This window comes from Vibrio variabilis (assembly GCF_003263785.1).
Classification (GTDB): Bacteria; Pseudomonadota; Gammaproteobacteria; order Enterobacterales; family Vibrionaceae; genus Vibrio; species Vibrio variabilis.
On the sequence record NZ_JYJK01000067.1, the window covers coordinates 1 to 14,188 of the forward strand.

Consider the following 14,188-nt stretch of genomic DNA (forward strand, 5'->3'; position numbering starts at 1 on the left):
CCAGCAGCGGCTCCAGCTCCAGCAGCAGCGGCTGAACTTAAAGAAGTTCACGTTCCAGATATCGGTGGCGACGAAGTAGAAGTGACTGAAATCATGGTTAAAGTTGGCGATGCAGTGGAAGAAGAGCAATCTCTTCTAACTGTAGAAGGCGACAAAGCTTCTATGGAAGTACCAGCTCCATTTGCAGGTACGGTTAAAGAGATCAAGATTGCTGAAGGTGATTCAGTAACAACTGGTTCTCTTGTCATGGTATTTGAAACTGCAGGTGCTCCAGTAGCACAAGCTTCTGCAGCTCCAGCAGCAGCTCCAGCAGCATCCGGAGCGCCGGCCGCAGCTGAAAAAGAAGTTAACGTACCTGATATCGGCGGTGACGAAGTTGAAGTTACTGAAGTAATGGTAGCGGTTGGCGATACAGTGGAAGAAGAGCAATCTCTTATCACTGTAGAAAGGTGACAAAGCTTCTATGGAAGTACCAGCACCATTCGCTGGCACAGTTAAAGAAATCAAGATTGCAGCTGGCGATAAAGTCACGACTGGCTCGCTGATTATGACATTCGTTGTGGCCGGCACTCCGGTGGAGGGCGCAGCGCCTGCACCTGTTGCAGTACCTGCACAAGCAGCGGCTCCAGCAACTGCACCTGCGGCGGCTCCGGCTCCAGCAGCGAAAGCGGATGCAGCACCACAAGCGAACGACTTCCAAGAGAACCACGAGTACGCGCACGCGTCTCCAGTCGTTCGTCGTCTAGCTCGTGAGTTTGGCGTTAACCTAGCGAAAGTAAAAGGTACGGGTCGTAAGAGCCGCGTATTGAAAGAAGACGTTCAAGCTTACGTTAAAGATGCACTTAAGCGTCTTGAGTCTGGTGCTGCGGCAGCTGGCAAAGGCGGCGACGGTTCTGCTCTTGGTCTACTACCTTGGCCGAAGGTTGACTTCAGCAAGTTTGGTGAGACTGAAGTTCAGAAGCTTTCTAAGATCAAGAAGATCTCTGGTGCTAACCTACATCGTAACTGGGTAATGATCCCGCACGTTACACAGTGGGATAACGCGGATATCACAGCGCTAGAAGCGTTCCGTAAAGAGCAAAATGCTATCGAAGCGAAGAAAGATTCAGGCATGAAGATCACGCCACTTGTGTTCATCATGAAAGCAGTTGCGAAAGCACTTGAAGCCTTCCCTGCGTTTAACTCTTCTCTATCAGAAGATGGCGAGAGCATCATTCTTAAGAAGTACGTGAACGTTGGTATCGCAGTGGATACGCCGAACGGTCTTGTTGTTCCTGTATTTAAAGACGTAAACAAGAAGGGCATCTACGAGCTATCTGAAGAGCTAATGGTTATCTCTAAGAAAGCACGTGCCGGCAAGCTCACTGCTGCAGATATGCAAGGTGGCTGTTTCACTATCTCAAGCCTAGGCGGCATCGGTGGTACTGCATTTACTCCTATCGTAAATGCACCTGAAGTTGGTATCCTTGGTGTGTCTAAGTCTGAAATGAAGCCAGTATGGAACGGTAAAGAATTTGAGCCGCGCCTACAGCTGCCACTTTCACTGTCGTACGATCACCGAGTGATTGACGGTGCGGAAGGTGCACGTTTCATTACTTATCTAAACAGCTGCTTGAGCGATATTCGTCGCTTGGTACTTTAAAGTAGCTGACCCGCTCTAGCTCCCCCTTTATCTAGGGGGAGAACGACGGGCTTGCTCATGAAGTTGCATCGCCTTTTCAAACAAGCGATGCGCAGCGAGCCTAGGTTCCTCCCCTTAATAAGGGGAGGCTAGGAGGGGTAAAAAATCAAATTCATACAACAATTCCCCGTGAATTGTCGTCTAGCTCACAGGCTAAATTGATTTACTTTTCACACCATTAACATCTCTGTAAAATGTTGGCGGTCTGAAATCATAAAAATTTAAACTCATTACGCTATAAACGTCGTCATAGGGCGTTTGAGCGAAGTTTATAAAAAAGAAAATCAATACCCACTCAGCCTGTTAGGGATAATGACTACAAGAGGTCAAAATGAGCAAAGAAATTAAAGCCCAAGTTGTTGTACTTGGTTCTGGTCCTGCTGGTTACTCTGCCGCATTCCGCTGTGCAGACCTAGGTCTTGAAACTGTTCTTATCGAACGTTATAGCACCCTAGGTGGTGTCTGTCTGAATGTGGGTTGTATCCCATCTAAAGCACTTCTTCACGTTTCAAAAGTTATCGAAGAAGCTAAAGCAATGGCTGAACATGGTGTTGTTTTCGGTGAGCCACAAACAGACATCAACAAGATCCGTATCTGGAAAGAGAAGGTGGTAAACCAGCTAACTGGTGGTCTTGGCGGTATGGCTAAGATGCGTAAAGTTAACATCGTTAATGGTTACGGTAAGTTCACAGGTCCTAACTCTATCCTTGTTGAAGGTGAAGGCGAGTCAACAACAGTTACGTTTGACAACGCAATCATCGCAGCAGGTTCTCGCCCTATCAAACTGCCATTCATTCCACACGAAGATCCACGCATCTGGGACTCAACGGACGCTCTTGAGCTAAAAGAAGTACCAGGAAAACTGCTTATCATGGGTGGTGGTATCATCGGTCTAGAAATGGCAACGGTTTACCACTCTCTAGGTTCTAAAGTTGATGTGGTTGAGATGTTTGACCAGCTTATCCCAGCCGCGGATAAAGATATGGTTAAGGTTTACACCAAGCGTATTAAGAACAAGTTCAACTTGATGCTTGAGACCAAAGTAACGGCTGTTGAAGCGAAAGAAGACGGTATCTACGTTTCGATGGAAGGCAAAAAAGCTCCTGCTGAAGCTGAGCGTTACGATGCCGTTCTTGTTGCTATCGGTCGTGTGCCAAACGGCAAGCTGCTTGATGCAGAGAAAGCGGGTATTGAAGTGGATGAGCGCGGCTTTATCAATGTTGATAAGCAAATGCGTACTAACGTTCCACACATTCACGCTATCGGTGACATCGTGGGTCAACCAATGCTTGCTCACAAAGGTGTGCATGAAGGTCACGTAGCGGCTGAGGTTATCTCTGGTAAGAAGCACTACTTTGACCCGAAAGTGATTCCTTCAATTGCTTACACTGAGCCAGAAGTGGCATGGGTCGGTAAGACAGAAAAAGAAGCAAAAGCAGAAGGTATCAACTACGAAGTGGCGACATTCCCATGGGCTGCATCTGGCCGCGCTATCGCGTCTGACTGTGCTGATGGTATGACTAAGCTTATCTTTGATAAAGAGTCTCACCGTGTTATTGGTGGTGCTATCGTTGGTACTAACGGTGGTGAACTGCTTGGTGAAATCGGTCTGGCGATCGAGATGGGTTGTGATGCAGAAGATATCGCTCTGACTATCCACGCTCACCCAACTCTGCACGAATCTGTCGGTCTTGCAGCAGAAGTATTTGAAGGCACAATCACTGACCTTCCAAATGCGAAAGCGAAGAAAAAGAAGTAAGTTCTGAATAAAGAAAAACGGCCAGTATTGATACTGGCCGTTTTTTTATGCTCTTGATAAGCAAGTCGCGATAAGCAAACTATGATGCGTGTGCGTCACCATTGTTGTAAATGCACACCATATCCATATAGCAATCAGTGAGCGATTTTACGGTATCGCTATCGTTCGTGCGCATTGCTTCTACAAATAGTGAGTAGCAAAGGCCGTGGAATAGACTAGTGAGGTGTTTTGGATTGTGGTGCGGGCAAACTTCACCGCGTTCAATGGCCTTAATGAACATGTTTTCAATCAAAGCTTGGCTGGTTTTGTTTGAGCTAACAAACAGCGGCCAAACTTCATCACGGGTTGATGTGCTCCACTCAAACCAGACTTTATTCCAGTGACAATCTTCGACCACCATATCGACGACACCATCGAGGATGTTCACCAAGTTGTCTTTGATGTTGACATCAAGATCGATGGTATTCGATAGAAAGTTCGAGTACTGACACACTACATGGTTGAGTACTTCATCCACTAAGTCTTCACGCGTTGGGAAGTAGTTGAATACTGTTGCAACAGAAACCTGTGCGATTTCTGCGATATCGGCGTGTCCCCCGCGTCCAATGCCGCGCTTTGCAAATACTTCAAGCGCTATCTCCATAAGCTGTAGTTTACGCTTTTGCGGAGACAGACGAGTCCTAGGTCTTTTTACTATAGAGTCCATATTGTTTTTCCTTGCCAACGATTGTCGAGGTGGTGACTTTTTTTTTCGTCGCCTTACTCCTCGTTTATTATGAGTCAGCCATTTCACATGACGGAAAACCACATAAACCCTTCGACCGATGACGTTATACCAGTCTTTGTAGGGTTATTTCCAAAATGGAAATTAACTGCTCCTATTTTTCTAATTCCAGATAAGTGTAATGGTGCATATGTTAATGGTCAATAGTCATACACTGATAATTATCATAATTAAGAGTAATTTATCTGCGTATCACATTTTGTTGTGAAATTAATATAAATTTTCAACAGAAGTCGTTAACAGTGGAGCGGATATTGTTGTTGCTACAAAGGACTATGCGCGTGCTGCGGGTTTTTATCGGACGGTATAAAGTGATACTATTGCGCGCAAATTGACAGGCATGCTAGGCGAGCGACTTTATCTTGATGTTTTATACTCTATCAAGGTGCGCGGTCCTGGCTGCGTTTGTTCTACCCACATACAACATCGAGATAGATATGAAACATACTGTAGAAGTCATGATCTCTGAGCAAGAAGTTCATGAGCGCGTACAAGTGTTAGGCAAAGCCATCACCGAACATTACCAAGGCAGCGAAGATCTCGTGATGGTCGGTCTGCTTCGTGGCTCATTTGTGTTCATGGCGGATTTGGCTCGTGCGATTGATTTGACCCACTGTGTCGACTTCATGACCGCTTCTAGCTACGGCAACACCATGGAAAGCTCTCGCGATGTGCGCATTCTTAAAGATCTTGATGATGACATTAAAGGTAAAGACGTACTGCTCGTTGAAGACATCATCGATACAGGCAACACGCTAAACAAAGTGAAAGAGATTCTGTCGCTGCGTGAGCCTAAGTCTATCGAGATTTGTACGCTACTGGATAAGCCTTCTCGCCGTGAAGTGGACGTTGATGTGAAGTGGATTGGTTTTGAGATCCCTGATGAGTTTGTTGTGGGCGTGGGTATCGATTACGCTCAGAAGTATCGTCACCTGCCATACATCGGTAAGGTAGTGCCTCAAGAGTAACCTCTCGAGTATAAAAAAAGCCCACACGTGGGCTTTTTTTGATCCTGTGTCTGAGCTTATTACTCAGCGCCGAGGATTGTCTGCATTGCTGTTTGGTAGTTTGCTTCCAATGTTTCACGGCTTGAGCAACGAACACCTAAGTCTTCCAGTTTGCCATCACCAATACCATAAACCACACCGTGCACTTCTACGTCTTGGCCTCTTTCCCAAGCATTTTGCAGAATCGTTGAGTTACCTAGGTTGTACACCTGTTCAGCGACGTTGATCTCGCAGAGCTTGTCTCCCCAAGCTTCACGTGGCAGTTCATTTAAGAATTTACGGTGCTTAAGGTACAAATCGCGGATGTGCAGAAGCCAGTTATTGATAAGACCCAATTGAGGATTGTCGATGGCTGCATTTACACCGCCGCAACCGTAGTGGCCACATACAATAATGTGCTTCACTTTGAGAACGTCAACCGCGTATTGCACCACGGACAAACAGTTCAGGTCGGTATGAATGACTTGGTTGGCAACGTTTCGATGAACAAAAAGCTCACCTGAATACAAACCTGTTAGTCGCTCTGCTGGGACTCGGCTATCGGAACAACCGATCCACAGAAAGCCCGGGCTTTGCCCTTCTTCAAGCTTAGCGAAATACTCTGGGCGTTCAGAGGTGATCTCTTGCGACCATTTTGAGTTGTTGTCAAAAAGTTGTTTGATTTCCGGCATGGTACTTCCCTTCAATAATTCGCCACACTATACACAATGTTACAAATTGAATCTCGTTAAAAAGTGTCTCAAATTCACTCATCTGACGTGTTCTTGCACGTAAAATCAGTTATTTAACGATTGCGTGACAAATTGTCATAACTTATGTCGAATGAGCAGTACTTAATAAATATTAACTCGCGGTCACATTTGTTAACCTTAATCAATTTTTTGGTTATTTCTCAGGGATAGTAATGAAGTTAGGACGTCGTTTTGAAGATATTAACCTAAAAGGGGATGTGTTTGGTGGTGTGACCACCGCAATCATCTCTTTACCATTAGCGCTCGCGTTTGGTGTTGCATCCGGCGCAGGCGCCGAAGCAGGTCTTTGGGGCGCGATCATGGTTGGTCTGTTCGCCGCACTCTTTGGTGGTTCGTCGACTTTGATCTCAGAGCCGACCGGTCCGATGACGGTGATCATGACCGCAGTACTGACCAGCATGATGGCCAAGTATCCGGAAACGGGACTCGCCATGACCTTTACCGTTGTCATGATGGCGGGAGCATTTCAGATACTGCTAGGGACGCTCAAGCTTGGTAAGTACGTCACCTTGATGCCATACAGTGTGGTATCAGGCTTTATGTCAGGGATTGGCGTAATACTGATTATATTGCAGTTGGCGCCATTGCTTGGGCAAGCTGCGCCTTCTGGTGGAGTTGTTGGTACTCTCACTGCGCTGCCAGATTTGCTTGCCAATATTGACTTCGCCGAGCTACTACTTGGCGCGCTAACGCTAGCGATTTTGTTTCTTTTACCTAAGAAATACCGCCAACATGTCCCACCTCAATTGGTGGCACTGGTGGCAGTGACACTGTTGTCCGTACTGCTGTTCGACGATGGGTCGATTCGCCGCATAGGTGAGATCCCTGCGGGCTTACCGTCATTGGTGATGCCGCACTTCAATGCAGAAATGTTCACAGAGATGGTGATAGATGCTTTGGTACTTGGCACGCTAGGTTGTATCGATACACTGCTTACTGCGGTTATCGGTGACTCCCTGACTCGTAAAGAGCACGACTCAGATAAAGAGCTACGTGGCCAGGGCCTTGCTAACCTGTTGGCTGGTTTGTTTGGTGCGCTACCTGGCGCAGGTGCGACGATGGGAACCGTGACCAATATTCAGGTTGGAGCTCGTTCACCTCTTTCTGGCGTGATTCGCGCTCTAGTTCTGATGCTGGTGGTTTTGGTCGCCAGTGGTTTGACAGAGCCTATTCCGATGGCGGTACTGGCTGGCATTGCGGTGTATGTGGGCTTCAATATCTTAGATTGGAGTTTCATTCAGCGAGCACACAAAGTCAGTATCCCGGGTATGGCCATCATGTATGGTGTGATGCTTCTGACTGTTTTCGTTGACTTGATTGTTGCGGTTGGACTGGGCGTCTTCATCTCAAACATTATCATTATTGAGCGTTTAAGCCGTGAGCAAGCAAGACAGGTGAAAGCCATCAGTGATGCCGATGATGACGATGTCCCATTGACGGATACGGAGCGAGCGCTGCTGGAGAAGTCGCAAGGTAAAGTACTGTTTTTCTATTTGTCGGGGCCGATGATCTTCAGTGTATCGAAAGCGATCTCTAGGCAGCACTCGAGCATTTCTGATTATCAAGCGATGATCCTCGATTTGACGGATGTGCCTATGATCGACGTGACTGTCGGTTTGGCATTGGAAAATGCGATTAAAGATGCACAAGATGCTCATTGTCATGTGTACTTGCTCTGCCCACACGATAAGATCCGTCAGCAACTGGATAAGTTCCACGTTATTGATTTGGTGCCGGATGACAACATTTTCATTGAGCGTGAAGCGGCCTTAGAGGCAGCCCATGTCGCGACGGCTTAGCGACATCTAACCATCAGAAAAGCGAGTGCTGAGTTTTCACACTCGCTTTTTTTATATTCATTTTTGCTTATCGACTTGAAAACTGGTGCAACAATCATCATGTGTAGTACCATCAGATAACTTTTCGATATTGATGGAAATATTCCAATTTCTATCAACGCAGATTTTGGAAGCACGCTATGGTCGCACTAGAAATAGAACAGCTAAAAAAAACATACGCCGGTGGCTTTGAAGCGCTCAAGGGTGTGAGTTTGACCGTCGAACAAGGTGACTTTTACGCCTTGCTTGGGCCTAACGGAGCAGGGAAGTCGACCACCATCGGCATTATTACATCATTGGTCAACAAAACCTCAGGTAAAGTGAGCGTGTTTGGTCATGACATCGATAAAGAGCTTGAGCTCGCGAAGCAGCAACTGGGTTTGGTTCCACAAGAATTCAACTTCAACCAGTTTGAAACGGTGGAGCAAATCGTCCTTCAGCAAGCAGGTTACTACGGTGTACCGAAAGACGTTGCGAAACAAAGAGCACAGAAGTACCTATCTCAGCTTGATTTGTGGGAAAAGCGCAGCGAGCGAGCTCGTAATTTGTCGGGCGGGATGAAGCGTCGCCTGATGATTGCCCGCGCCTTGATGCACGAGCCTAAACTGCTGATCTTGGATGAGCCAACCGCCGGGGTCGATATCGAACTGCGCCGCTCAATGTGGGATTTTCTAAAAGAGATCAATCGTCAAGGTATTACCATCATTTTGACGACTCACTACCTTGAAGAAGCAGAGCTGCTGTGTCGTAACATCGGTATTATCCAGCGTGGTGAGCTGATCGAGAACACCTCAATGAAAGCGCTGCTGAACAAACTGCACGTCGAGACCTTCATTCTAGATATTGAAGGTAATGCGGAGATCCCTGAGCTTGAGGGTGTGAATACGCAGTACTTGGTCAATGGCTCTTTAGAGATAGAAATTGAGAAGACTCAGGGTCTTAACCATATCTTCAGCCAGCTCTCAGCTGCTGGCATTAAGGTGTTATCAATGAGAAACAAAGCGAACCGACTTGAAGAGCTGTTTGTCTCCATTGTTCGTGAACAAACGGAGGCAAAATAATGAACATGTATGGTTTGTATTGGACGGCTTTTAAGAGCTTATTGACCAAAGAGATCAATCGCTTCACTCGCATTTGGGTGCAAACACTGGTACCGCCAGCGATCACCATGACGCTGTACTTCATTATCTTTGGTAGCCTTATCGGCTCACGCATCGGTGAGATGAACGGCTTTAGTTACATGGAGTACATTGTGCCGGGTCTTATCATGATGTCGGTGATTACCAACTCCTATTCTAACGTGGCGTCGTCATTCTTTAGCGCTAAGTTCAGCGCAATATTGAAGAGTTACTCGTTGCGCCAGTGCCAAACTACATCATTATTGCAGGCTTTGTGATGGGCGGTGTGGTGCGCGGATTACTCGTAGGTACCATAGTGACGATTGTATCGCTGCTGTTTGTCGATCTGCGGGTAGAGCATTGGGGCATTATTATTGCGACGGTGTTTTTAACCTCGGTGGTCTTTGCCCTAGGCGGTCTCATCAACGCCGTGTTTGCTAAGACGTTCGATGATATCTCGATTATTCCAACGTTTGTACTGACCCCACTGACTTATCTTGGCGGCGTATTCTATTCCATTAGCTTGCTGCCTGAGTTTTGGCAGGGCGTGTCGAAAATCAATCCTATTGTCTACATGGTTAACGCGTTCCGCTACGGATTTTTGGGTGTGTCGGATGTAGGGATTGTGACATCTTTTGGCGTACTCTTGGCGTTTATCGTGGTACTTTATGGTGTAGCCCATCATTTAGTGACCAAGGGAATTGGCCTGAGAAGCTAAGGCTTTTTGGCAAGTTCCAATAATCACAGCGACAAGCGAATGAAACAAGTGGTGGCCTCGGTCACCACTTTTTGTTATGAGTCGAGACAAGGACGACAAATGCAACTGCCTCCCGAATTACAACAAGACGCTGATAAGGCGTTAGCGCAACTCAAAGACACTTATTCCGATTTCTCCCACTGGTCTCCAGAGAGACTGACTCAGTTGCAACAAGTGACGGCAATGAGCAAGTTCGTCACTGAAGCATTGCAACAAGATCACATGTTGTTTGAACAACTGCCAGAAATGCTCAGTGAATCAAGCCGCGAGCAGGAGTATCGAGAACGTTTAGAAGCTCAACTGGCGGACTGTGAGCAAGAAGTCGATGGCCACCGCGTACTGCGCCGCTTCCGCAATCGGGAAATGGTCTATATCGCTTGGCGAGATTTCCTCAATGATTGGACGCTGGAGGAGAGCCTAAGCCATTTGTCGATGCTTGCCGAAGCGATGATCTTTGAGACTTATCAATGGCAATACCAAGTCTGTTGTAAAGAGTGGGGCACGCCTTGCAATGCTGATGGCGAAGCGCAGCCAATGTTGATCATTGGTATGGGTAAGCTGGGTGGTGGTGAGCTTAATTTTTCCTCCGACATCGATCTTATTTTTACTTATCCAGAAAACGGTGAGACGCAAGGAGCGCGCCGCTCGATCGCGAATGCCCAGTTCTTCACTCGTCTCGGTCAGCGCATCATAAAGGCACTTGATCAGCAAACCTTTGATGGTTTCTGTTATCGCGTCGATATGCGTTTGAGACCGTTTGGGGAAAGTGGTCCTTTGGTAATGAGTTACGCGGCACTGGAAGATTATTATCAAGAGCAGGGGCGTGACTGGGAGCGCTACGCCATGGTGAAAGCTCGAGTGATGGGGCGTGAAATGTACCCTGAATACCAAGAGCTTAGACAGATGCTGCGCCCTTTTGTTTTCCGTCGTTATATCGACTTTAGTGCCATCCAATCTTTGCGCCGAATGAAGTCGATGATCAGCAGCGAGGTGAGAGACGTGGTCTAGGCAATAACATCAAACTTGGTGCCGGTGGTATTCGCGAGGTCGAGTTTATTGCTCAGGTGTTTCAACTGATCCGCGGTGGCCGTGAGCCAAGTCTCCGTGGCCGAGGCTTGCTGGAGACATTGGACGCGATTGAAACCTTAAAGCTGCTTGAATTAAACGAAGTCAATCAGTTGAGAGACGGATATTGTTTCTTGCGTCGTCAAGAAAACCTTTTGCAAGCAATGGCCGATAAGCAGACTCAAACTCTGCCAGACAATGAATCGGAACAGCGCAAGCTTGCCTTTGCTATGGGCTTTGACGACTGGAAGAGCATGCTCAGCGCTACTGAGCAGCATATGCTCAACGTCCACAACGTGTTTGCCAACTTAATTGGTGAAGATGAAGAAGACGAAGACGTCGATCCAATCGCTAAGCACTTTCATGAGCTTTGGGATATGGTTGGCCGTACCGAAGTTATCGAGCATATCTTAGAACATGACCTCAAGGTGGAAAATGCCCAAGACAAGTGTGCAACCATTCAGCAATTCAAGGCTGATCTGGCTAAAAAGACCTTAGGGCCGAGAGGGCGAGAGGTACTCAACCGATTAATGCCAAAGGTCTTTAGCGCTATCTATAGCCACAAAGACGCGGAATTTGGTTTGCCACGAGTGCTGCATGTTCTGCACCGAATTGTCACCCGCACGACATATCTAGAGCTGCTTGATGAACATCCAGCGGCGCTGACTCAACTTGTTCGCTTGTGTACTGCGAGCCCGATGATTTCAGAGCAGCTTGGTCGTTACCCAGTTCTTCTGGATGAACTTCTTGACCCTGCACATCTCTATAATCCTGTTCCTTTGGAGTCCTATAAGACTGAACTGCGTGATTATCTAGCTCGCATCCCAGAAGAGGATATGGAGCAGCAGATGGAGGCACTGAGGCAGTTTAAACAAACCTGTATCCTTAGGATCGCCGCCGCAGATATTGCGGGCGTATTGCCAGTGATGAAGGTAAGCGATCATTTAACTTACCTAGCCGAGGCGATTGTTGAGGCGGGTATCAACCAAGCGTGGCAGCAAATGGCCGCCAAGTATGGTGAGCCATCGCATCTAAAAGACCGAGGTAGCAAAGGGTTTGCTGTTATTGGTTATGGCAAAGTTGGCGGCTGGGAGCTTGGCTATAATTCAGACTTGGATATCGTATTTATGCACGACTGCCAGTGAGCGTGTATACCGACGGTAAGAAAGAGATTGATGGTCGCCAGTTTTACTTGCGTCTAGCGCAGCGCATCATACATATCTTCTCGACACGCACCGCGTCGGGCATCTTGTATGAAGTGGATACTCGATTGCGCCCTTCTGGCGCGTCAGGGCTATTAGTGAGTCCAACCGATGCGTTCGATGATTATCAACATAATGATGCTTGGACCTGGGAGCATCAGGCACTCGTTCGAGCACGAATGATTTATGGAGATGCACCACTGGAGAAAGCATTCGGGGCTACTCGCCATAATATTTTGTGTAAGTCTCGCGACAAAGCCGAACTTATCGAGCAAGTGGTCGATATGCGTGAGAAAATGCGTGACCATTTGGGCGGCAAGAAAGCGGGACGCTTTATGCTTAAGCAAGATCCCGGCGGGATCACCGATATTGAGTTCTTGGCTCAGTACCTAGTGCTGCAATACAGCCATGACAAACCGAAACTGACGCGTTGGTCTGATAATGTGCGTATCTTTGAGTCGATGATGGCACAAGGCGTGATGGAAGAAGGACAAGCGATGGCGCTGACTCATGCTTACACGACACTGCGTGATGAGATCCATCACCGCAATCTTCTCAATTTGGATGCGGATGTGGCTGAAGAAAAGTTTGAACCGGAAAAAGCCATTGTGGTCGAAGCATGGAATGCCTGGCTTGGAACCCGCTAGAGAAAAGCGTGGCTTGTTTTAGTAGTGCAGTAAGGAGTTGTGCTACTATCCCATCAAAGGCTTACTGAGACAAAGCCAACGTAAATTATGATAAGAAGATGCCATGGCATCTTCTTTGTCACTATGTGGAGTACAGAAATGAAACCCATCCTACCGAATTACAGCGATTCTGGCGTATTGATTGTTGGCGATGTCATGCTTGATCGCTACTGGTACGGTCCAACGGGACGTATCTCACCAGAAGCGCCAGTACCTGTAGTGAAAGTAGAAAAACAACGAAGAGCGTCCGGGTGGTGCTGCGAACGTGGCAATGAACATTGCGTCGCTTGGTGGCCATGCTCACACCATCGGTTTGGTGGGGATGGATGAACCAGCGAAAGTACTGACTGAAACGCTCACTTCACTGAAAGTGAAATGTGACTTTGTTGCTTTGCCAGATTATCCAACCATTACTAAATTACGTGTACTGAGCCGTGGTCAACAGCTTATCCGTCTCGATTTTGAAGACAAATTTGAGAACACTGACCCAGAGTTGGTACTGGCGAAAATGGAACAAGCGCTACCCGATGTTCGTGCCGTGATCTTATCGGATTATGCCAAAGGTGCACTAGAGCACGTTCAGCGTTACATCCAAAAAGCAAAAGCAGCTGGCGTTCCAGTATTTATTGACCCGAAAGGTGCGGATTTTGAACGCTATCGTGGTGCAACTTTGCTGACACCAAACATGGCTGAGTTTGAGCATGTTGTGGGTAAAGTGAAGAACGAACAAGAGCTGATCGAAAAAGGCAACGCACTTATCGAGCAGTTCGACTTTGACGCGCTATTGGTGACGCGAAGCGAGCACGGCATGACCTTGCTACGCCGTGGTCTAGAGCCATTCCATCTGCCGACTCAAGCCAAAGAAGTTTATGACGTAACAGGTGCAGGCGATACGGTGATTTCAGTATTGGCAGCATCGGTTGCAGCAGGCAAACCGCTAGATGAAGCCTGTGCACTGGCGAATGCAGCTGCGGGTGTAGTTGTGGGTAAACTGGGTACGTCAACGCTATCAACGATTGAGCTAGCGGAAGCGGTTCATGGTAGCCAAGATACTGACTATGGCGTGATTAGTGAGCAAGCACTTATTGAAGCCGTTGCTAAAGCGCGCGCGAAAGGTGAGAAGGTGGTCATGACCAATGGCTGTTTTGATATCTTACATGCTGGTCATGTTTCTTATCTTAATCACGCAGCAGAGCTGGGCGATCGCTTGATTGTGGCGGTCAATACCGATGAATCTGTTCGCGCATTGAAAGGTCCCGGTCGTCCAGTGAATCCAACGGATCGCCGTATGGCAGTATTGGCTGGTCTGGGCGCAGTGGATTGGGTGGTTCCGTTTTCGGAAGAGACGCCGCGTCGCTTGATCTCAGAAGTGCTTCCATCACTGTTGGTGAAAGGTGGCGATTACAAACCAGAAGAGATAGCGGGTGGTAAAGAAGTGATTGCGGCGGGCGGTGAAGTGAAGGTACTTAACTTCGAAGATGGCTGCTCAACGACAGAAATCATTGAAGCGATCAAAGGTGGCAAAGGCTAATTTAAGCC

General features: G+C 47.5%; 6 protein-coding genes and 4 pseudogenes. 8 read left to right on the forward strand and 2 right to left on the reverse strand.

Translation table 11 applies throughout. The annotated features are described in order from the left end of the window. Window positions 1–1,642: pseudogene (gene aceF / locus TZ48_RS09785) on the forward strand (pyruvate dehydrogenase complex dihydrolipoyllysine-residue acetyltransferase); the annotation flags it as partial. Window positions 1,643–2,012: 370 nt separating this feature from the next. Next, on the forward strand, window positions 2,013–3,440 hold the full coding sequence (gene lpdA, locus TZ48_RS09790; protein ID WP_042501075.1) for a dihydrolipoyl dehydrogenase: 1,428 nt from the start codon (window positions 2,013–2,015) through the stop codon (window positions 3,438–3,440). 79 nt (window positions 3,441–3,519) lie between these two features. On the opposite strand, the gene TZ48_RS09795 is transcribed toward lpdA, so the two are convergent. Beyond that, window positions 3,520–4,146 carry a LuxR/HapR/OpaR family quorum-sensing transcriptional regulator gene (locus tag TZ48_RS09795; protein WP_042501078.1) on the reverse strand — a complete coding sequence of 209 codons (627 nt, stop codon included), beginning with the start codon at window positions 4,144–4,146 and terminating at the stop codon, window positions 3,520–3,522. 515 nt (window positions 4,147–4,661) lie between these two features. Here TZ48_RS09795 and hpt point away from each other — a divergent pair. Next, complete coding sequence (hpt, locus tag TZ48_RS09800) at window positions 4,662–5,192, forward strand: hypoxanthine phosphoribosyltransferase (protein WP_042501080.1); 531 nt, start codon at window positions 4,662–4,664, stop codon at window positions 5,190–5,192. A 59-nt stretch (window positions 5,193–5,251) separates the two neighbouring features. Here the strand turns inward: hpt and can are convergent, their stop codons facing one another. Beyond that, the gene (gene can, locus TZ48_RS09805) at window positions 5,252–5,902 is read right to left on the reverse strand and encodes a carbonate dehydratase (RefSeq protein ID WP_112479011.1); all 651 of its coding nucleotides are present in this window, start codon (window positions 5,900–5,902) and stop codon (window positions 5,252–5,254) included. A gap of 233 nt (window positions 5,903–6,135) precedes the next feature. On the opposite strand from can, the gene TZ48_RS09810 reads away from it, so the two are divergent. The 5 genes and pseudogenes from TZ48_RS09810 (at window position 6,136) to hldE (ending at window position 14,180) form a co-directional block, all read left to right on the forward strand. Further along, window positions 6,136–7,782, forward strand: coding sequence for a SulP family inorganic anion transporter (locus TZ48_RS09810; protein ID WP_112479012.1), 1,647 nt, complete (start codon window positions 6,136–6,138; stop codon window positions 7,780–7,782). A gap of 179 nt (window positions 7,783–7,961) precedes the next feature. Next, the gene (locus tag TZ48_RS09815) at window positions 7,962–8,882 is read left to right on the forward strand and encodes an ABC transporter ATP-binding protein (protein WP_112479013.1); all 921 of its coding nucleotides are present in this window, start codon (window positions 7,962–7,964) and stop codon (window positions 8,880–8,882) included. 5 nt (window positions 8,883–8,887) lie between these two features. Beyond that, window positions 8,888–9,657, forward strand: a pseudogene (locus TZ48_RS09820) (ABC transporter permease). 99 nt (window positions 9,658–9,756) lie between these two features. Then, a pseudogene (gene glnE, locus TZ48_RS09825) lies at window positions 9,757–12,610 on the forward strand (bifunctional [glutamate--ammonia ligase]-adenylyl-L-tyrosine phosphorylase/[glutamate--ammonia-ligase] adenylyltransferase). A gap of 138 nt (window positions 12,611–12,748) precedes the next feature. Further along, window positions 12,749–14,180 (forward strand): annotated as a pseudogene (gene hldE / locus TZ48_RS09830) (bifunctional D-glycero-beta-D-manno-heptose-7-phosphate kinase/D-glycero-beta-D-manno-heptose 1-phosphate adenylyltransferase HldE). Window positions 14,181–14,188 lie beyond the last annotated feature (8 nt).

Excerpts from the sequence above, each read along its gene's own strand:
- TZ48_RS09815 (WP_112479013.1), top strand. The coding sequence starts at position 7,962 with ATGGTCGCACTAGAAATAGAACAGCTAAAAAAAACATACGCCGGTGGC.
- can (WP_112479011.1), bottom strand. The coding sequence starts at position 5,902 with ATGCCGGAAATCAAACAACTTTTTGACAACAACTCAAAATGGTCGCAA.
- lpdA (WP_042501075.1), top strand. The coding sequence starts at position 2,013 with ATGAGCAAAGAAATTAAAGCCCAAGTTGTTGTACTTGGTTCTGGTCCT.
- TZ48_RS09795 (WP_042501078.1), bottom strand. The coding sequence starts at position 4,146 with ATGGACTCTATAGTAAAAAGACCTAGGACTCGTCTGTCTCCGCAAAAG.
- TZ48_RS09810 (WP_112479012.1), top strand. The coding sequence starts at position 6,136 with ATGAAGTTAGGACGTCGTTTTGAAGATATTAACCTAAAAGGGGATGTG.
- hpt (WP_042501080.1), top strand. The coding sequence starts at position 4,662 with ATGAAACATACTGTAGAAGTCATGATCTCTGAGCAAGAAGTTCATGAG.